Annotated in this window: 17 protein-coding genes; 15 read left to right on the forward strand and 2 right to left on the reverse strand. The window is 53.5% G+C overall.

From position 1 onward, the window contains the following. Window positions 1-10 precede the first annotated feature (10 nt). Entirely contained in the window at window positions 11-1,438 is a 1,428-nt protein-coding gene (gene eccB, locus JS530_RS03285; RefSeq protein WP_214375792.1) for a type VII secretion protein EccB, read from the reverse strand. 84 nt (window positions 1,439-1,522) lie between these two features. Beyond that, window positions 1,523-3,157: an EsaB/YukD family protein gene (locus tag JS530_RS03290; protein WP_240541065.1), complete on the reverse strand. Its 1,635-nt coding sequence runs from the start codon at window positions 3,155-3,157 to the stop codon at window positions 1,523-1,525. Window positions 3,158-3,742: 585 nt separating this feature from the next. Between JS530_RS03290 and JS530_RS03295 the strand changes: the two genes are divergently transcribed. The 15 genes from JS530_RS03295 to JS530_RS10915 all read left to right on the forward strand — a co-directional run bounded on the left by JS530_RS03295 (window position 3,743) and on the right by JS530_RS10915 (window position 19,924). Further along, window positions 3,743-4,300: a hypothetical protein gene (locus JS530_RS03295; protein ID WP_214375793.1), complete on the forward strand. Its 558-nt coding sequence runs from the start codon at window positions 3,743-3,745 to the stop codon at window positions 4,298-4,300. Between the two features lie 54 nt (window positions 4,301-4,354). Beyond that, window positions 4,355-4,978, forward strand: a complete 624-nt coding sequence (locus tag JS530_RS03300) for a hypothetical protein (RefSeq protein WP_214375794.1) — start codon at window positions 4,355-4,357, stop codon at window positions 4,976-4,978. A 250-nt stretch (window positions 4,979-5,228) separates the two neighbouring features. Then, window positions 5,229-5,540 carry a WXG100 family type VII secretion target gene (locus tag JS530_RS03305; RefSeq protein ID WP_214375795.1) on the forward strand — a complete coding sequence of 104 codons (312 nt, stop codon included), beginning with the start codon at window positions 5,229-5,231 and terminating at the stop codon, window positions 5,538-5,540. 49 nt (window positions 5,541-5,589) lie between these two features. Beyond that, window positions 5,590-5,874: a WXG100 family type VII secretion target gene (locus tag JS530_RS03310; RefSeq protein WP_214375796.1), complete on the forward strand. Its 285-nt coding sequence runs from the start codon at window positions 5,590-5,592 to the stop codon at window positions 5,872-5,874. 128 nt (window positions 5,875-6,002) lie between these two features. Continuing rightward, a complete protein-coding gene (locus JS530_RS03315) occupies window positions 6,003-6,500 on the forward strand; it encodes a hypothetical protein (RefSeq protein ID WP_214375797.1) in 498 nt (165 codons plus the stop codon). A 25-nt stretch (window positions 6,501-6,525) separates the two neighbouring features. Next, complete coding sequence (locus JS530_RS03320; protein ID WP_214375798.1) at window positions 6,526-8,316, forward strand: S8 family peptidase; 1,791 nt, start codon at window positions 6,526-6,528, stop codon at window positions 8,314-8,316. Between the two features lie 17 nt (window positions 8,317-8,333). Then, window positions 8,334-9,791: a hypothetical protein gene (locus JS530_RS03325; RefSeq protein ID WP_214375799.1), complete on the forward strand. Its 1,458-nt coding sequence runs from the start codon at window positions 8,334-8,336 to the stop codon at window positions 9,789-9,791. A gap of 11 nt (window positions 9,792-9,802) precedes the next feature. Continuing rightward, entirely contained in the window at window positions 9,803-10,654 is an 852-nt protein-coding gene (locus JS530_RS03330) for a hypothetical protein (RefSeq protein WP_214375800.1), read from the forward strand. Window positions 10,655-10,747: 93 nt separating this feature from the next. After that, entirely contained in the window at window positions 10,748-11,767 is a 1,020-nt protein-coding gene (locus JS530_RS03335; RefSeq protein WP_214375801.1) for a hypothetical protein, read from the forward strand. Continuing rightward, complete coding sequence (locus tag JS530_RS03340) at window positions 11,767-12,825, forward strand: methyl-accepting chemotaxis domain-containing protein (RefSeq protein WP_214375802.1); 1,059 nt, start codon at window positions 11,767-11,769, stop codon at window positions 12,823-12,825. Before JS530_RS03335 ends, JS530_RS03340 begins: the two co-directional genes overlap by 1 nt. A gap of 45 nt (window positions 12,826-12,870) precedes the next feature. Continuing rightward, the gene (locus JS530_RS03345; RefSeq protein ID WP_214375803.1) at window positions 12,871-13,284 is read left to right on the forward strand and encodes a hypothetical protein; all 414 of its coding nucleotides are present in this window, start codon (window positions 12,871-12,873) and stop codon (window positions 13,282-13,284) included. 69 nt (window positions 13,285-13,353) lie between these two features. Continuing rightward, complete coding sequence (locus tag JS530_RS03350) at window positions 13,354-14,496, forward strand: hypothetical protein (protein ID WP_214375804.1); 1,143 nt, start codon at window positions 13,354-13,356, stop codon at window positions 14,494-14,496. Continuing rightward, on the forward strand, window positions 14,490-15,776 hold the full coding sequence (locus tag JS530_RS03355; protein WP_240541066.1) for an FHA domain-containing protein: 1,287 nt from the start codon (window positions 14,490-14,492) through the stop codon (window positions 15,774-15,776). Before JS530_RS03350 ends, JS530_RS03355 begins: the two co-directional genes overlap by 7 nt. Continuing rightward, the gene (gene eccCb, locus JS530_RS03360) at window positions 15,773-19,726 is read left to right on the forward strand and encodes a type VII secretion protein EccCb (protein ID WP_214375805.1); all 3,954 of its coding nucleotides are present in this window, start codon (window positions 15,773-15,775) and stop codon (window positions 19,724-19,726) included. The genes JS530_RS03355 and eccCb overlap by 4 nt, the downstream gene beginning before the upstream one ends. A gap of 66 nt (window positions 19,727-19,792) precedes the next feature. Beyond that, window positions 19,793-19,924 carry a hypothetical protein gene (locus tag JS530_RS10915; RefSeq protein WP_342590049.1) on the forward strand — a complete coding sequence of 44 codons (132 nt, stop codon included), beginning with the start codon at window positions 19,793-19,795 and terminating at the stop codon, window positions 19,922-19,924. Window positions 19,925-20,121: the final 197 nt, after the last annotated feature.

The raw sequence follows: 20,121 nt of genomic DNA on the forward strand, positions 1-20,121 counted from the left end.
AATCTCAACCTCATGATTGATTCTTTTCGTTTTGTTCAATGACGGCTTGTGGATTCGGTGCGCTACCGGCATCATCGGTGGTGAGTTGCACTCCTGAAGGAAAGATATCTGCCCATGAGCGCGGAACGGATTGCACATCTTTGCCGGTATATCCCAAACGCTTGAGTATCTCTTCCGTGGCATGGGGAATGGGATAGGCGGTACCGGTCGAATCGATGGCGAAAACGGTGCCTTTGTCGGTGTCGCCGATTGATGCTCGCAGTAATGCGCCTGTGCCGCCAGTGATTGTGGTGGACACTGTAGCGCCTGTTGTATTGCTTTGGTTTTGCGACGAGGTGCCAGATGGCGTATCAGTGGAAGATCGACTGATGAGCCTCACGCGAGAGGATAGCCGTTCATGGTTGGATTGAGCCATGGGGAACGTAGCGCACATGGTGCGATTGCCCGTGACCTGCTGCAACTGCCCGGTTGGCCAGTTCGATGGTATAGGGGAAGATGATGCGTTAGCTAGGCTCTGAAAATCACTAGAAGATAATGTGGTGGGCCGTGTATCGGCTTCTGGTTTGTCGATGATGTATAAACTGTAGGAGAAGTCATCTAATGCAGTGACTTTGCCGTCTTCCTGCACTACATATTTCGTTGCTTTTGCGGCTCCCTGCTGGGTGACGATGCTTCCTACTTGCACGCGAGTGCCATGGATATCAATGGTTGTGCCAGCTCCTGGAACTGTAACAGGTTTGATTGGGCTGCCAGCTTCGAACAGATTGATCCATTGAATGGAAGCGGGGATGGACTTGGTTTGCGGTACTCCGAATGCGCGTAGGAAACTGTCTCGAATTGAGGCGTCGCTGGGTAATTCATAACGTTTGGACCCAGTAATCAGGTAATTGGTACCGTCTACCGTGGCTACGATGGCTGAGCGGTCATTACTGGGGGCGGGAACTGGATTGGCGCTGATGATATTGTTTATGGTTTTATCGTTCATGCAACTTGTCAATGCGCCAGCGGCGAGCTGGTTTTGTGCGGGAAGAGAATCAGGTGCACCAAGAATACCGAGGGTTGAGCCGATGGGAATTCCCGCTAGTTGATCATCGTCCACGGTGAGCACTTCAAAATCTGAGGATGGGATAAGCAATCGTGCGCTAATGGCGTTGATTACTGGATGAAGTGTACCGTTGACGCTTACATATCGTGCTGCGGAATCTTTGGCCACAATCAGCTTATTGTTTTTCCAATCGGAAGGAAGCGAAGGACTCATGATGCCGTAGAACACACTGATGAGAATGGCGATGGCAACTAAACCCAGTCCCACTATGACTGGTGTCTGGTTTTTCTTTGGGGTGAGTTCCACGCCAGAGGGAATGCCGCTGGTAAAAGCGGTGACCAGCCGCCTGCGAGAATAGCTTTGCGCTTCGGAAAGGTCCTTTTTATCGGCCATATCTAATGTTCCGTTTCTTTGATGAGTCGCTTAACGAGTCTTCTGTGCTGCTTTGCATTGTGCGAGCATGTGCTGGTTTTCCCATTACGCAATAATGGCTAAATAGGCAAAGGGTGGCAGTAATACAATGCACAATATTTCGGCGGCATCCGCCACTCTGGTGGCAAACAGTGATTGTTGGTGCGTGATGTTGGTAAAGATCACGGTTATCAACGCGCTTGCAAGCATGATGAGTGTAAGTGGAATACTGAGTTCGGGGTGGGTCTGGCTGGTGAGCAGGCCAGTGGTGATAATGCCGATTCCTGCGGCTCCTACTGTAACGATCATTTCTCGCAACGTGTAGATCTGGCGGGAGTCGAGGAGCATACCCATGAATGCCAATAAACAGATGCCTGCCCCTAATGGTGTTTGCAATGTGGTAAGCAATGGCGTAACGATGAGCAGCAACGCGGCAACGGCGATACGGCCGATAAACAGCATGGTGGAGCCGAAAATATAGCGTTGTTTGATGTCTTCGTAGTCGATGTCTTCAGGCAGTTTGAAAATATCGGATTCGCTGTGTGGACTGTTCACGCTGATGCGCGCCAAGGATAGGCACATTGTGGGCAAACCGTTGGCTGCGATGGCGATGGCCGTGGCAGTGAAAATCCATATGTGGCGCTCGTTGAGGGGGAACATGAATGCAAGTCCGCTTGGTATTACGGTAAGTGCGCCGATAATGACGGGTATTAATGCATATGGTTTGGTTCTTGGTGCGGCGACTGCCATCAATCCGCCGGCAATGATGCTGCCGGCAGCGGCCCCCAGCAATGGCAATCCGTAAAAATGGTTCCCCGGGAATAGCGTGGCGATAAGTTGATACCCGCCAATGGCGGCGAAAGCACTGGAGATAAGCCCCACGGTTAGCGCTTGCGGGATTATGTTTTTCCTATCCAATACTGAACATAAGGCGATAAGTATTATTGCGAAACCGAATCCTAGTGTCGCGTTTACAATCGTTGGAGAGAAAACGGCGAGGCATCCTGCGCTGACCGTAAGCATGCCTGCGCTGATGATTAAGGATGTCAGTGTGGTGTGATTTTTAGTCCAAGGTTTATGCACACTTTGAACGCTTGCTCCCACGGCCTCTACAACGTCGTCGTATACAATGTCGGTCTCGTTGAGAGCGCCGGGCTCAAGGGTGAACGTGCTTCCTTCGGTTATATGTTGTTCTTCAAGTGTCTGGGAAGGAGAGAGAGGATTGCCTTCCCTGTCGATTAAGCGATAGCCGCCATAGACTATTGCGGGGTCGAGTACGCCTAATCGCCGGGCGATATCTGGCAATAGATCCGCCACGATGGGCGTAGTGCCAACGGATAGATCAATGGTTCTTGTCTTGTAAACAACAGAAATATGGAGCTGCTGAACCCCTGTTGATGATTCCGAGGACTGTGCCGCGGGCGTTGGCACGGCATGATTGGTGCTTTGAATGGGTACAGAAGGTGCGGGCGCTGGTGAATATGGAGTCCTGACTTGGGGTGCATGGACGGGGGCGGGTAACGGTGGTTGCATTGGCGTGGAGCGCGTTTGCCGTGGGGGTACGGGGATTCTTGATGCCATGGCTTTCCCTTCATATGCTGGCATGCTGCGCTGCCGTGCGCACTCTTCTTCGATGGGCTTCATCCGGATGACTGCATTGGCGTGTTCCCATCTTCTTTCATCATAGGCCTTGTTCGGCATTTTCCTAAGTCTTGTTGGCGAATAACGGGAAACATGTCGGGCAAAGAGATATCCGACGCGTATGATGAACCATAACGCAGTACATGGTGAAGAGAGTCAAGGGTGACGTATTCGTCCAAAAAGAGAAGCAAGCGGAGTAATCGTTAGAAACAGAGGCAGGAGTTGGAAAATGCGGATACGCAGAGTTGGATTTCAGGATGCTGAGATGACGTTCGAGGCGAAGCCGCTTGCGGCCATGGCCGGTCATCGCAAGCGTGCCAACGAGTGACGGGAACCCCCATGGCAAGAGTGCATGTCGGCGGTCCGTTCAGCTTCCGCCACGTCGAAGACCCATTCGATCGAGCTGATCGAGGTTGGGATCTTATGCGGGTAAGCGAATTTCGTAAGTATTATCCTGTGAGATTCCTACCGTCAGATCTGTCGTTTATGTGTGCATCAGGACGTGATAAGCCTCGGTCAAAAAGGTTCATTTTTAATTCAAATATAGTATTGAATGGAGATTATGGATATGTAAGAGCGCGTGAAGGATGGATTCTGGACACCATAAATAACTATTCTGATGGCTCAGAATATGGAGATTCGTATGTGGATATTTATGATCCGGTGAAGCCATTGGGGCCGGTGTTTTGGCTTTGGGTATTAGATGCACCTTTCCCGATTACCACGGATACAAATTTGGTCGCGTATGCGGCGTGCAGTATTGGTGAGACCGACTGGGTGCCGTATGCCCCGCTGATCAACGGCCGGTGTTCGGATGAGATGCTGCGGCTGATGAACTCGTTCCCGCACAAACCCGCCTTCATCGTGAGCGGAAGCTATTTGTATGTGTGGATTAACGATACGCATTGGGGTGATGTGGAGCCTAAGGTGTCTGTGCATGATCCGCAGCCGTATATTGAGCTGGAGCTGTTTCGTGCGTATCGTGCGTATTACGAGTTGCTGGTTCGTGAGCTGCCGTGCCCGTATCGTGGCCCGGTGTCGTGGCCGGACCAGTGTGATCCGAGGTTCCCGTTGTCCACGGATCCGCGTGGCGCGCATTACGGCATGTGGATTTATTCCGGTGGCTTGACCTACGGCGAAGGCGCATACGGAAACACGCATCCTCAATATCCGAATTACAATAATCGGCAACGCTTCAATTGATAGTGGGCACAATGGGCACAGTCTTTTTCGCTTATCCAAGGAAGGAAATCAACGGTGATTGAGAAGGAATTCATGGTGCAGGGGCAATGGATGTTCCCCATCAAGGCGGCCGGCACCGGTATGCCTACCGTGTTTCAAACGTCGCCGATGTCGGATGGTCCGGCATCCACAGTGCGATGGGTGGATATGGCCGTGGCATCAAGTGGCAATGTGCAGCTCATTCTTGATATTTTCAACAAGACCGGTGCTCCGGCGTATGTGAGCAGGCTGTGTTCCGGACCTATTTTGTCGCTACGCAACCATGTTGCTGTGGACGCGGTGCAGTTCGTCTCGCCGGTGGCCAGTGTCGCCACGCGTGACCGTTGGTCGCAGGCGTTGAACGAATCATTGCCTGCCTCGGAGCCGCCGGCGGTCATGCCGGGCGTATGGGAGAGACGGATTCTCCAGTTCCCCGATCGGCTCAACCCGAACGTGGCGCGCACGGTGCGTGTGCTTTCCATGCCAAAGCCGGGGGAGACACCGTACGTGTACACCAGCGAGGACGGTACCGTCAACCAGTTGCAGGTGCGGTTCGCCGCCGCGAACGCGCCAATGTGGACGGTGAACATCTATCCGCGCATGCGAGTCTTCCAAGTGCTTTCCGGCCCGATGCGCGGCCTGCCGCAACGGTTTGTGTGAGATAGACGGCTTTCGCAAGCACGGTCGTTCTTCATGTTTTGCTGACGAATATCGGGATAATTGTTGGAAATGAGCTGAGGGGCGCGTATGATGAGCCTTGTCGTTGTAAGTGGCGGAAATAGTCAAAGATGATGTACTCGTCTTCCGGGGAATTCAATGCTGTACCTTTTCTGGTGGATTATTCTCATCTGACTCAAATCGTCATCAGCCGCAACGCAATATAAATATGCACTCAAAGAAGGGATGCGAAATGGCTGATAAAATCAGGGCCGGTGAAGGTGCGCTTGAGAAGGGTGCCGTTGCTGTGGAAAATGCCAGGACTGGTATCGATAGCCGTATCAAGGATATTGATAGCAAGATGGCCGAATTGGGATCGTTCTGGAGTGGTGACGCTGCCACTGCATACAACACGTTGATGGCGAATTGGCAGGAGAAAGCCAACAAGTTGAACAACATCCTTAATGATCTGCGTGATAATCTGCGCGGAACCGCCAAGGATCAGGCTGCGAACGAAGAAGACAACCAGTCCCGTACCTCCAGGCTTCAGGCATTGCTCGGCTGAGCTGGGTTAGCAATCACTATAGAAACGTTGAGAGTTAAGGATTATTACTATGTCTGCTATTTCCGTTCGTCCTCAGATGGTGGAGTCGCTGTCTGCCGATATTGCCAATGATGCCAAGGGCATTGCCCAGGAACTGGACAACCTTCAGAATGAAGTAAAAACTCTTATTGGTGAGTGGGATGGTTCAGCTCAGGAAGCATACCATCGTGCGCAGCAAGATTGGACCACCAAGCTGCAGGAGATGAACCAGATTCTTGGGCAGATTTCCCAAGTCACTTCCGAGATTGCCCAGCAATACGTGGAGTCCGATAACCGTTCGGCTGCACGTTTCTGATGATATACGGTTCGGGTGCTGCATGGTTCCTCCATACAGCACCCGATTCATCTACAACGGTGTTCTTGTGTTAAGTGCGTCGGCTTAATGAGGGGTTACGGCGCAAATGGGTGTGGAGAGGGAAGAAGATGGCAAACGAGATTCATGTCGACGGCGATCGAGTGCGTGCCGAGGCTGCCAACCTGCTGGTGACAGGCAAAGATATCAAGGATGGTGTGGGCGCCCAGTGGGATGGAAGCACACGCAGTGATCCCAATGAATTTGAGAAGGGCATGGAGGACTACTTACAGCAAGCGGCGCATGCGTTCCAACAATCGCGTGCGAATCTGGAAGAGTCGCTTCGTAAGTATTCTGAGTCGCTATCTCGTTCTGTTGCTGAAATCGAGAAAGGTGAGCAATCGCAGGAGGAGGCTCTGGCCGGTGTGAAAGCGCAGGTTGAGGCTGCCGCCGATACCCAGTTCGAGAGTGAGAAAGACAAGGATTCGCTTCGTGAGATATTAAAGCCACTCGACGAATTGCTTGGTACGGATTTCTCTGGCAAAGTGCCAGATACCGAACCGCTCACCGAGGTGCCGATGCCGCCGAACCATACCGGTTCAGTGCCGTTGCCACCAAAACAGGCTTAAGGCCTAGATGGAAGGCAGCAAAGATATGGCAGGAAGCAACCCTGTGACGCGTCGAATACGACGGTTTGTTGTTGGCATGTTGTCTACATTGACAGCGATGACCATGTGTGTGCCGTCCGCTATGGCTGATGATTTTTTGCCTATTGATTGGTACATCACTGATATGGAGGTGAAGGCAGCCTGGGAACAGAATATTACTGGTCAAGGGATAAAAATAGCGGTCATTGACGATCAGGTAGTGGCGAATTATCCGGCGCTGGATGACGCAGATATCACTTATAAAGCAATTGGAAAAAATAGTGCTACAACGTGCACAACCAGAGATGGCGATGTCATGGACCTAAAAAATCCCACCTTGCAAGCCGGCGATCGCGGTATCTATTCAACACATGGCACGGAGATGGTATCTGCGATTGTAGGTAATGGGAAAGGATACGATGGCTTACGCGGTATGTACGGGGTGGCTCAACGATCAAAGATACTGGCATATACAATCAGCTTAAGTCAGCCTGGCGAAATCGGTGGATTGAATACGAGTAGTTCTTGTGGTCTTTCTATAGCAGATGCAATCAATGATGCGGTAGTGCAAAAAGCAAATATTATTAGCATGTCTATTGCAAGTCCTGGGTTCGCATCTGGATATGTTGAGCCTATTGTCAACGCGATGCGCCATGGGGTCATTGTGGTGGGTGCCAGACCTAATAATTGTGTTTCATCCGCAAATGATTTAGTTGGAGAACCTTTAACTAACAACATATTTCCAGGTGAAATCACCGTAAATGCCGTGGATAGGGACGGGAATTTGCAATCAACTTCTGATTGCGTGGATGGTAATGTCTCGATGCTTGCCCCCGGGGTCAGAGTAGCGGGATATACGCGCACTGATAATAAAACCCTACCTGAGTATGCAAAAGCTGGTGGTGGTACCTCTATGGCGACTGCGATTTTGTCTGGGTATTTGGCGTTGGTGTTGCAGAGGTGGCCTGAGGCTACGGGCAATCAGGTGTTGCAGTCGTTGGTCCGTAATACGAAGGGGAATGATTCGGGGGAGCCGCGGCTGGATCCGGAGCACAAGCGCGGGTTCGGCGAGGTGGATCTGCCGAAGCTGCTGAGTGTGGATCCGACGCGGTATCCGGATGTGAATCCCTTGCTTGCGTGGGCGTATGAGACCAGCGAGAAGCATGAGGAGACTCGTGGCATGTACACCGACCACTCCGACTGGAAAGACCACTCTTATGGGCAGACTGATCCGTTCACCACGGACGGCAGCCCGATAACGGTTCCTAAAGAGGCGGATTTGGTTGGCAAGGAGTATGAGCGTCAGCAAGCTGCGTGGAAGCGTGTGGAGGAGTGTCGTGCCGAGGGTGGTTCGGATTGCATGAGGTATTCGGCCACGAACACGGCCGGTGACGTGGGTGCCGAGGAGGTTTCTCAGGCCGAGTCTGAGGTTTCGGGCGTGCCCATGTGGGTGTGGTTTGCGGCCGGTGGCTTCGGCTTGTTGGTTGTGGTGGGCGGCGTCGTGCTGGCGGTGGTGTCGGCGCGTCGCGGGCGGCGTGGTTCGCGGCGTGGCGGTCCTTCCGCTGGTGCCGGCCCGTTGCCTCCGCAAGGCTCATACCCTCCGTCGAACCCGTATCCGCCGCAGGGTGGTGTGGTGCCGTCTTCGCGTAGTGCCGGCCCGTATGGTGCCGGCCCGTATGCGCCGCGGCAGGCGCCGTATGGTCAGGCTGCTCCTATGCCGCTGCCGCCACAGCCGCAGGCTCAGCCGCCTGTCATACCGGATAATCAGCAAAGTTCATATCCGTACATTCGTCGATGAAGACAAGGAGCTAAGACATGGGAGTACAAGTAGACTCAACTAGGAGTGCTGAGGAGCGGTTGGCGGAGATCGCGTGTTCCACGCCGTGGGAGTTGCCGCGGGAGGTTACACGGTATCGGGATGCTCTTGACGAGGTCGTCGCCGAGGTGACTCGTATCGAGGGGCGTCTGGCCGAGCCGGGGGTGTTTGAGTGCGGTGCAAGCGGGCAGGCTTCCCGGTATCGCCAGAACATCGTCAAAGCGATTCAGGAAAGTAACGTCAACCAGCAAATTAATAAGATTCAGGAGCGTATTGGTCAGTATAATGCGGCGATTGAGACTGCTCGTTCGGTGTCTCTGCCGGGCGATGCGTTGGATGAGGCCTCGTGTCGTGAGATTATGAAGGCCACGGATCCGATGAATCTGGTGGTGCCGGGGTTGGGGACCGTATCGGGTATCGCCGGCATCGCGGGCATCAATCTGGTCAACCGTATGCTGGCAACCAACAGGGACGAAGTCGCACAGAAGAAGCTGGAAGAAATCCAGGATTCTATTGATACATCTGGGTTCGATGGTGGTGCTGTCCCTGTTGTTGATCCTCCTGCTCCGGAAGATGAGGTTGTTACGGGTACGGATGGTCGTTCGGATGATGGTGGTTGGCGTTCGGGTGTTTCGGCTGGTGTGGCGTCGGCCGGGGTGTTGGCCGGTGCCGGGGCTGCCGCGTTGTCTCGCGCCGGTGCCGGGGCTGCCGCTGGCTCGTCGGGTGGGTCTGGTTCCACTGGTGTGGCGTCGGCTGCGGGGTCCTCGTCCGGCGCTTCCTCGCAGTATCAGCGTGTGCCGTCCGGTGTGGGTGGCTCCGGGGTGGGTTCCGGTAGTGGTGCGAATGGTTCGGGTTCCTCCGGTGGTGGCGCTTCGTCTGGTGGGTCGGCTGGCCGGGATGGTTATTATTACGATCCGGTGGGGAAGCAGTGGGTTCGTGTGGATGATGGCCGTGTTTCCGTGGATAGCGGTTCGGGTGGTCTTGCCGGTGGTTCCTCGTTCGGCAAGACGGCGGCCGTGGCCGGCGCCGTGGGCGCGGGCGCGGGTGCCGGTGGCGCGGTTGTGGCTGGCCGTCTTGCCGGCGGTTCGGCTGCCGGGGCTGGTTTGACGGCGGTTTCGGGTGCGGGTGGTCTGGCTGCTGTCGGCGGTGGGGCCGGCGTGGGCTCGTATTATGCGAACGCGCCGGTGCATGCGGTTCCCGTGTCCTCGTCGATCAAGGGTGCGACGGGTATGGCTGCCGGCTTGTCGTCTTCCTCCAATGGGGTTTCGGCTTCGTCGGCTGCTGGTGCGCGTGGCGGTGTGCCGGGTATGGTCGGTGGCCAGGGTGGTGCCGGTGATGGTAGGAAGGGGAAGCGTCGTGGTTTGGGGTATATCGCTCCGGTGTTGGAGGATGACGAGGGGTTCGAGGCGAAGCCGCTTGCGGCCATGGCCGGTCATCGCAAGCGTGCCAACGAGTGACGGGAACCCCCATGGCAAAGATATACGTAGGAGGACATTTCATCCGCCGTTATATCGAAGACCCATTCGATGTAACGGATCGTGGATGGATTGATGCTGATGATTATCGTCCCATTGGTTCTGATGCGTATTTCGACCTTCCGGCGTGGCTGATGTTCATGTGTGCGTCTGGTCGAGATGAGCCGTGGCGGAATTGGACAGGCAAGACTAAGCAGGGACGGGTGCAAGCTTCGATTATGCATGCTCGGGACGATTGGATTTCCGCATATGCTTGGAATGATGACGGGTATGATTTTAGTGGTATCGGTAGTTCATCGTATGTAAAGGGTTATCAACCTGTGAAGCCACTAGGGAGTGGTTTTTGGGCGAACGTTCTTCGAGCGCCATTCCCAGTTACTTCAGACAATAATATGATCGCGTATGCGGCGTGCAGTATTGGTGAGACCGACTGGGTGCCGTATGCCCCGCTGATCAACGGCCGGTGCTCGGATGAGATGCTGCGGCTGATGAACTCGTTCCCGCACAAACCCGCCTTCATCATATATGAGGGGCATTTGTATGTATGGATTAACCTCAAACATTGGAACCGCGTAGAACCGGAAGTATCGCACAGGGTTCCTCAGCCGTATATTGAGTTGGAGCTGTTTCGTGCGTATCGCGCGTATTACGAGTTGCTGGTTCGTGAGCTGCCGTGCCCGTATCGCGGGCCGGTGTCGTGGCCGGACCAGTGTGATCCGAGGTTCCCGTTGTCCACGGATCCGCGTGGCGCGCATTACGGCATGTGGATCTATTCCGGTGGCCTGACCTACGGCGAACACGCATACGGAAACACGCATCCTCAATATTCGAATGGAAACCATTGACGAACACTATTCATGTGACACAATAGAGAGCACGATGTGGTGATTTATTGTGAGAAGAACACAACACTACTCAGAGAAGGGCAATGATGCGTTATGGCAGCGCCGCTAATGAAAATGGATACTGACGATTTGGGTACTGTGGCTGAATCCTTTAATCAGGCTTCAACGCAATTCGCTAGTACGAAAAGTCAATTCGTCAGTGCCGGCAGTCCGAATTTCGGTATACTGCTGAGTTTTGTCAAACCGTTCTATGGCATAGCCAAAGACTCTACCGTAAGTTATTTGGGCAATATCGAATCGATGCTGGGCTCGATATCCAAGTCTGTGGAGGGTACGGCAAAGGATGCCAAGAATACCGAAGATGGAAACACGGATCGAATTCACGAGTGCTGTACATGCTTGGAGGGCACATCCAGCGAGCAAAGCAGCGGCAATAGTTCTCCTGTGAGTTCCGGCGGCGGCTCCAGTGCTGCTGATACCAACCAATATCAGCCGGTGCAACAGCCTGATCAGTCAACGATGACGCCGCAATCCTCCGAAACTCCGAAGCAGGATTTGCCTGGAATCTCTGACTCCGACACCACTAACACGGTGGGGTTGGATACGAATGGCGATACTGACGACGATTATTCCGTTAATCTCACCGAAGGTAATACGCATGCCACCATTAACGATGATGGTTCGGTGACGCTTTCCAAACAAGACGTACCAACAGTGCCTTTGCCGCCGGGCGCATCAACTAGTGCCACTAACAAAGGCAATTCGTTCACGGTGGATACCAACCATGATGGGCGCGATGACGTTGCTTTGACCCCAGATGCAGGAGATGATTCTCGGATTAGCGTATTCGAGGATGGAGATTCTCAATATGCCGCCATCGACTTCGATAATGACGGAGATTATGATGCCGCTGTGCGCATCGGAGACTCGGAAGCAGCCTACGAGAAGATACAGCAAGAAGCCGAAGCAAGCGTATGGGAGGAAATCTCTCGTAATGATCCTCTTGGACGCTCGGTAGAAGAACTGCAAGCGCTTTACGCCGATAGGGACATTATGTCTTTACCTGAACAAACCGAAATCAGTGCCGGCACTAGCACAAGGAGCATCGCATAATGGCCGATAACAACGACGACAGCTTCAACAACGATCTTCAATTCGGTCCCATTACCGTTGATGTGCCGGATGATCTTGACGACATCAAACGCGATTTGAAGTTCTATAAAAACGTTGGCGAATTCATTGATACCAAGCAAGCGGGGAAGCTTGCCGATGTACTCGGTCAGAAAGTGGGACTGACTAATACCAGTGCTGTTACAAAAGAAGTATTGAAGCAGTTTAATTATGAGAGAAATGCCGTTGGGAAGATGAAGCATCTTGATTCTTTCCCTCTGGGGCAGGTATCTCAACGAATAAAGTCGGCAACGGATGAACTAGACATTAGCATCGAAAAGAGTGCTTTGAAAAATGCTGCGCATAATTTAAGCAGCAAAATAAGCACAGGTGTGTCTCGGGCTCGTATGGCACTGACCGCAGTCGACCTCGTGTCCAAATATATCTTCGGTGTAAGCATCGTAGATGAATGGCTGAAAAAGCCATTCTTCGGCGATTGGGATGAATTGGAAGAAACCGCCGGCAAATGGGATGCCATGGCTGCTTCACTATCCACCGTGCAAGCCGCCATTCAAGAAATTTCCGCCAACGTGAACGAAACATCATGGGCGGGAGCTGCAGCCGATATGTTCGTTGAGCGCAATAATGCCGCAGCTGAAGTGGTAGGCGACGGTTGCCAGCCGTGTTCTGAAATGTCACAGGCATTGAACGCGCTCGCCCAAAACGCACAAGACGCATTCGATCTTGTTCTTGACACCATTGACGAGATCATATCTCTGCTCAAGCTCATTGCCGGTGAGCTTATTATCCCCGGTGCCGGGCCGATTCTGGCCACGGTTACAGCCGCTGCCGAAATTGCGCAGGCAATCCAATGGGGTATTGAAATCGTGAACTGTTTGAACAACCTCTACACTGCGTTCATGGGATTTGCGAACTGTATCTCTGTTATGCAGACTCTCGTGGGTAAATCCGAAGGTGTGAAGATGAGCTTTGGCACTGGTTCAAGCTCCAGTGGCAATGGCAGCGGCGGTTCTGGCGGCGGAAGCTTCGGCGGCCGTTGATATGGCATACAGACAATAACGTAGAGTACGAGCAAAGGACCACTCATGGCATCACCGGAATTTGAAGCGTTCATGAAGCAAATGGACGATTTATCCAAACAGATTAAAGAGCAGCGCGCCCGATTCGAGAAGGAAAAGGCCAAAATCGACGCTGTTATTGCCGAAAAAAGCAAGGATATTGAAGAAAAGCGCCGTAAAGGCGAATATGGCCGAGCCTGGCAAGTGCTGCAGCAGCGCATCGATATGGGCAAGACCTGTGAAAACGACATTTACACTGGTATCGATAAATCTCCGGAAGCACGTGAGGTGCGTGGCTATCTGGAAACCAACATGGTGTACGTGAAGGATTACGTTACCGACACTGATAATAAGGATAACGAGGCGGCACAAGGCCGCAGTGAGCTCGATGCAGGCATGCAAAAGCTGCATGAATTGGAGGCTCAGCTCAACCGTGATTAAGTAGAACGCGGCGATAGAGCTGCACCTATCTTATGCAGTTGGTGAGTTGGGCATCAGAAGGAAGCATACATGCAGGGCGAATATAGCGAGTCAACACAACGCGACCTAGACAGGGTGGCGTTGATTGTTGCCGTGCTGTTCGCTGTAGTGGCTGCATGCATAACCACGCGTTCCGTGACTTCCGCTGGCTCATCTCCTTGGGTGCCCGTTGTTCCTGCAGTCGTTGGCATGCTGATGTCGTTGATATGCAACAGGCGTTGCCGGTACCACATTGTGTGGCATAACCGTGAGATGGCGGTGTGGCTGATATCGGTTGGAGCGTGTTTTTCCATATGCGCAGGTGTGTCCGTGTCTGTATTGCTGAAATCAGACAATCCGATAGTTACTGCAATGTTTTGTGCTTCCAGCATGGTGGTATTAGACATGGCACTCATGACGTTGCGCGTGCATGAGCCCATGGTGCGTGGAGTGGTAAATGCCATGATGTTCGTGGCAATGCTGATGACGATGGCCAGTGCGGCAACCATGCTGTTCGATTTACCCGAACAGTTACTGGCTGGTTTGATGGTGGCTGCGGCCATCTGCAGTATTCAAATAATGCCGAATATCGTGGTGCACGTGCCGGATCGGTATCTGGTGGAATGGCGAACATATATGACCCGCCGTTGGACAGTGCGTGGTGAGATCCCTGAAAAAGCAAGGGTGCTGAATCGCGAGGATATTCATCGTGATATGGATGGATTTATTGCGCAATATGCCACAGGGGTCACATTGTGTGTGGCGTTGAGCCTATCTGGGTATGCAGTGCTGGCTGAGCGAGTCGATTATCACAGTTTGTATGACCGTATCGGCTTTCTGATAGTAAGTGCCGGTCTCATGCTGTTCTTCATGCTGAAGCCACGTCAGTCCGTTCGCCCATTCGAACGATACCTCATGCGTATAGCAGCAATAATCATCCCACTGTTATGGATAAGGCATGCATCCGAGGCGGTTCCAGAAGTAGGTGCGATGCTTCCGCTCATATGCATGATTGTGTTCGCTGCATTGGGTGTACTACTGGGTTTCAGCATGATTGCCCAGCACAATGGTTTTCATTCCTTGGTACTGTCCCGTATAGGTGACGCTCTCTGCTTCAGCTCTACGATGGTCATACCTGTAGCTTCGTTTCTTGCCGGTGGTGCACTTGAGCTTCTAAGGAGCATGTCATGGTAACAGCACCGGCAACATCAGCTATTTCGCATAACAGGCAGCAGTACGTGCAATATCAGGCGGCTTCTGGCGGCAAACAATGCGCTGCGTCAGTAATTGACATAATCTGTATCATGCTGAGTTTCGTGGCGGCACTGTTACTGTCACATAATGCTGTGATATGCGTAATGGTAGCGGTGGAGATGGTTGTGGTATTTGCCGTCTGGGAAGCGGCTCGCGGCGAGACTCCAGGCAAATTAGTGTTTGGTGTGCGTACGATTCGTGTGGAATGCCAGCGCGACCCACGTAATGGTGTGCTACCTGCGGGACTAGGCAGAGCCCTCATCAAATATCTCGTGTTTGCTGTTTCACCGATGTTGTTCGGCGTAGGTCTGCTGCTTGCAGTATGCTCGCCACTCTTCTCAAAATCTACATGCAAGCAAGGTTGGGCCGATCGTCTTGCCAGACTTGTGGAAGTGGATATTCGCAAGCGGACTGTAAATGTATTGCGCGTTCAGGAACCACGGACTCAATCCGCACAAACGATAGCTGGTTCCGTTGTACATGAGCCAGTGACCTCAGGCTCCACGCCATCAAGCCCTGTGACGATTCCCGAGTCATTGCCTTTGCGGCAGCCGGTGGCTCGTCATGCGAACAATGCGCAGGCCATGCCGGGTGTGCCGAGGAAGTCTACTGGGAGCGTAGCTGAAGTTTCATCGGCACGTCAGGTTCCCGTCAACGCTAGCCGTGTGACTCCGCCGGTACCCGTTCCTGCAATTCCTGCCGCATCATCTTCCGCGGCCGCGCAATCAAAGTCGATACCGATTCCTGCGGTACCTCAGCAGAAGAACAAGGTTCCTTCTCTTGCGCTTCCCAAACCGGCAAGTGCCGCCATTCCTCAGCGTACTGCGGCTCCAAGTGCCGTACCGCCTGCTCCTTCCAAACAAGGGCAGCAGCATATCACCATCTACTTTGAAGATGGTTCTCGCAAGCCTCTGGTTATTCCCTCCAATGTGGTGCTAGGCCGCAGACCTTCCCCGCAACGAAACGGTGATGTAGTATTGGCGGTTCCTGACGGCACTGGCACCGTGTCTCGCAATCATGCGCGGCTGGAAATTACTGCGGCGCATATGTGGATTACCGATCTTGGTAGCACTAATGGCACTCGAATTCTCAATGAGGATGGCGAGGAAATCAAACTTGCGGCGCAACAGCGTTACGCTATTCAATCCGGTGTGCGCATCTCGCTTGGTGACATGAGTTGCAGCATTATCATGGCGAAAAGCAGGGGGCGGCGTTCATGAACTCCGAAAACCACCAAAACAGGCTCGAAGGTCCAAAAGCGCCGAAAGGCAGGGTAGTACTCCAACAGCCTCCCGAGCTCGAACCAAGCGATGGTGTCAATACGCTCCTTACCTCACTGGTTCCATTGCTGGGCACCGTTAGCGCCATGGTGATGATGCTGATGACCAATTCCGGTCTAACAGGCATGCTCACTGGCGGCATGTTCATGCTTTCCTCGTTGGGATTCGTTGTAGTGAATGGATTCCGTCAGCGCTCCCAGCGCATGGCGAACCTTACTTCAGCTCGCCGTGAATATCTGACCTATCTTTCAGGATTACGCAAAACAGTGCGTACAGCCGGGCGAAAACAGCGTAACGCGGCGTTATGGAATGCTCCAGCGCCACAGTCGCTCGTAGCCATTGCGCAAGAACCTGCACGTCGTTGGGAACGCATTCAATCCGATAGTGATTTCATGCATATTCGGTTCGGTGCACATGATGAACCATTGTGCATTACGCTCGAAGCCCCTGAGCTGCCGCCATTGGCGCAGCTTGATCCGGTTTCAGCTTCGGCTGCGCACAGGTTCATGCTGGCACATGAATCATTACGCAACATGCCATACGTCGTGAACCTGAGGCAGTTCAAACGAGTGGAACTACTCGGCGATCTTGAACATACAGAATCGTTGGCGCGCGCCATGCTGTGTCAAGCGGCAACATGGCATGACATGGACAATCTACGCATCCTGGTACTGGCATCCGAAGAGCGCATCGACCAGTGGGATTGGGCTCGCTTACTGCCGCAAACAGAGGGAATGAACAACGAAATCGCTCAAGAACCCATGGAAGTTCTCTCTTCCACAGTGGGGCAGGGGCGATATATGGTCACCTCGAACATACATGCGGTTGATGCGTTGGTAGGTCCACAGGCTCTTGACCGCAATCGCTTCACCGGCGGCGACTACGAGATAGTGCCACATGTACTGGTAGTCAATGATGGGTTCGACAGGGAAAAGCTCACCAAGGAAACGCAGCTGTTCTCATCTGATGGGCTTGACGGCGTGACTGTTATTGATTTGCCTGACGAATGGGGCGATCTCGAAGAAGACAATGTACTTCGCGTACTGTTCTCGCAAACAACGGTCGAGGAAGGGCTCAATGTACTCGAATCCCACGAAGAAGACACGGTAGAACTATTCTCCACATCCATCAAACCGTTCAATATCACGCCAGATTCTCTTACCGTGCGTGAGGCATTGGCCATCGCACAGAGACTTGCCATTGCGCGCACTGAGGTGCAGGATACGCAATCTGAGCAGGCGACGGCCACGAATAGCCATAAGAAATCCAATGATTTGCCGGCGTTGCTGGGCATCGACGATATTCGTCATATCGATCTTGCCAAACTATGGGCATACCGTACAGGCCGAGATCGTTTGCGTGTGCCCATCGGGTTGCACGACGACACCACGACTGCATATCTCGATATCAAGGAGATGGGCCAGCACGGCATGGGACCTCATGGTGTGCTCGTCGGTGCTACTGGTTCGGGCAAATCCGAAGTGCTTCGTACATTGGTGCTTTCGTTGGCGCTTAGCCACTCGCCAGACCAGCTCAATTTCGTGCTTATCGACTTCAAGGGTGGTGCCACGTTTGCAGGCATGGGCGGTATGCCGCACATCTCATCCATCATTACCAATCTCGGCGAGGAAGCTTCCCTGGTCGATCGTATGGAGGATGCTCTGGATGGCGAGATCAATAGACGGCAGGAATTGCTGCGTGATGCCGGCAACCTGGCGAACATCACCGAATACGAGGACGCTCGCGTCAACGGCGGGCGTACGGATCTCGATCCACTGCCTTCGTTGCTGGTGGTGGTCGATGAGTTTTCCGAACTGCTGAAGGCGAAGCCCGACATCGTACAGTCCTTCGTGCGCATCGGTGCTGTGGGGCGTTCCCTCGGCGTTCATTTACTCATTGCATCCCAGCGACTTGAACAAGGCAAATTGCGTGGCCTTGATGAGCATCTGTCGTACCGCATTGGTCTGAAAACATTCTCCGCATCAGAATCTCGAGCGGTGCTGGGCATCCCCGACGCGTATGAATTACCGAGCTTGCCGGGCATTGGCTATCTTAAAACACCTGCGGGCACCATCACCCGATTCCGTGCCTCATATGTATCTGGCGTGCCGAAAGGATTGGATGGCGACACCACAACATTCCAGTATGCCGTCGACCAGATGCGTGGCAAGGGACGGCCGGCGCATGTGGTGTGGCTGCCGCCGTTGGTTGTACCGAACACATTGGATGAGTTCATGCCGGATCTCACCGTGACACCGGAGTACGGTTTGATTTCCCCATCATGGCGCAAGCGCGGTGCGCTGATGGCACCTTGTGCATTGGAAGATAAACCACGCGAACAGAAACGTGATGTTATGGCATTGGATCTTTCCGGCGCCGGTGGCCATGTTGCGGTGGTTGGAGGCCCCCTCAGCGGTAAAAGCATGATGCTGCGTTCCATAGTCACGTCCTTGTCGCTTTCCCATACTCCGCTGGAAGTGCAGTTCTTTGTTATTGATTGTGGTGGTGGCACTTTCACCACATTGGAAGGACTGGAACACGTTAGTGGTGTTGCGGCCGGTAACGAAGAAGAGAAGGTACGTCGTACAATCGCCGAAGTTTCAGGCATTATCGATGCACGTGAACGATTCTTCAAAGAGCAGCGCATCGACGGTATGGAAACCTACCGTAGGCGTAGAGCTGCGGGTCAGATAGACGATGGTTACGGTGACGTGTTCTTGGTGATCGATGGCTGGGGCGTGTTCCGTGGCGATTACGACCAATTGGAGCCGAAAGTACAGCAAATTGTGGCGCGAGGTTTGACCTTCGGTGTTCACGTGATGTTGAGTGCTAATCGTTGGATGGAAATACGAGCCAACATCGGTGACCTTATCGGTACCAAACTTGAGCTCCGCCTTGGTGATCCCGGCGATTCTCAAATCGATCGCAGAATTGCCGCAACTGTGCCGAAAGGCGCCCCCGGCCGAGGACTCAGTCCGTCGAAGTTGCACACGCTTGGCGTATTGCCGCGCATCGATGGCAACCATGAGGCCGCTACGGTTTCGGATGGTATTGCCGATCTTGTCAGCAAAGTGCATGCTGCGTGGAAGGGCAAGCCAGGTCCGAAGCTGCGGTTGTTGCCCACTAAGCTCCCCTATGAAGCGATGATTGCTGCGGTAATGAGACAGCCGAAGGCAGCCGCATTGCTCACTCATGGCAAGATGGCGGTTGGCATCAATGAAAGCTCGTTGTCGCCGGTCGTGTTCGATTTGCAGAAGGAACCGCACTTCTACGCGTTCGGTGATGCTAAATCCGGCAAATCCTCATTACTGCGCCTTATCGTGCAGGAGATTGTGCGCGGATATCCGGATGGCAAAGCGAAGATCTTCATGGTCGACTACCGCAGAGCCAATCTTGCGCAGATACCGCAATCGCACCTTGGCGCGTACCTTACCAACGATGAGGCTGCCACAGAACAGTTCCTCGACTTGGCAGAATTCCTCAAAACCCGCATGCCGGGCCCGGACCTGACTCCAGAACAACTACGGAACCGTTCATGGTGGACAGGATCAGAGGTATACATTCTCGTCGATGACTACGATCTGGTAGCCACTAGTAGAGGCAATCCACTGAAACCAATAGTGCCGTATCTGGCGCAAGCTTCAGACCTCGGCCTGCACGTGGTAGTTACCCGGCGAACTGGTGGCGCCAGCCGCGCTATGTATGATCCAGTGTTGCAGTCGTTCCAAGATTTGGGCATGACCGGCATACTGCTGTCTGGCGATCCGAACGAGGGACAGCTCATTGGAAAGGTCAAGCCGAAGCGAGCCGTGCCTGGACGTGCACAAATTGTTACACGAGATGATGGCCTGTTCGTGGCGCAACTGGCATACGTGGCACCGGTCGAGTAGCGCATGATTGCTGGCCTTCGCTCCATGCCTTCCGCGGTCTGTGGATTCGTTTATACTACTGACCTCGTGAGTGAGTATCAGGACAGTCGTAAGCAGCGTGAGGCACGCCGCCGCACCATGGTGCGCGTGGTGTGCGTCATCATTGCTGTTGCGATGCTTGGTTCCCTGGTCATCCCGGCTATTTACGCCGGACTTTGACGCTGCCTGTGCGCATTCGTGCACGCGGCTCGCACGTCTGATGCCTCAACCTTGAGCTATTGCGCGGTCAGTGAACCATCATCAGTAGCCGATGGAACCACAGCGCCAGGCTCACCCTAAGAAGCATCACTGCCGCGGCACCCCTTGCCACATGCCGATGGACATAGAGTCAACCCAATCAGGCAACGGCATGGCGA

The organism is Bifidobacterium colobi, assembly GCF_018555455.1.
Classification (GTDB): Bacteria; Actinomycetota; Actinomycetes; order Actinomycetales; family Bifidobacteriaceae; genus Bifidobacterium; species Bifidobacterium colobi.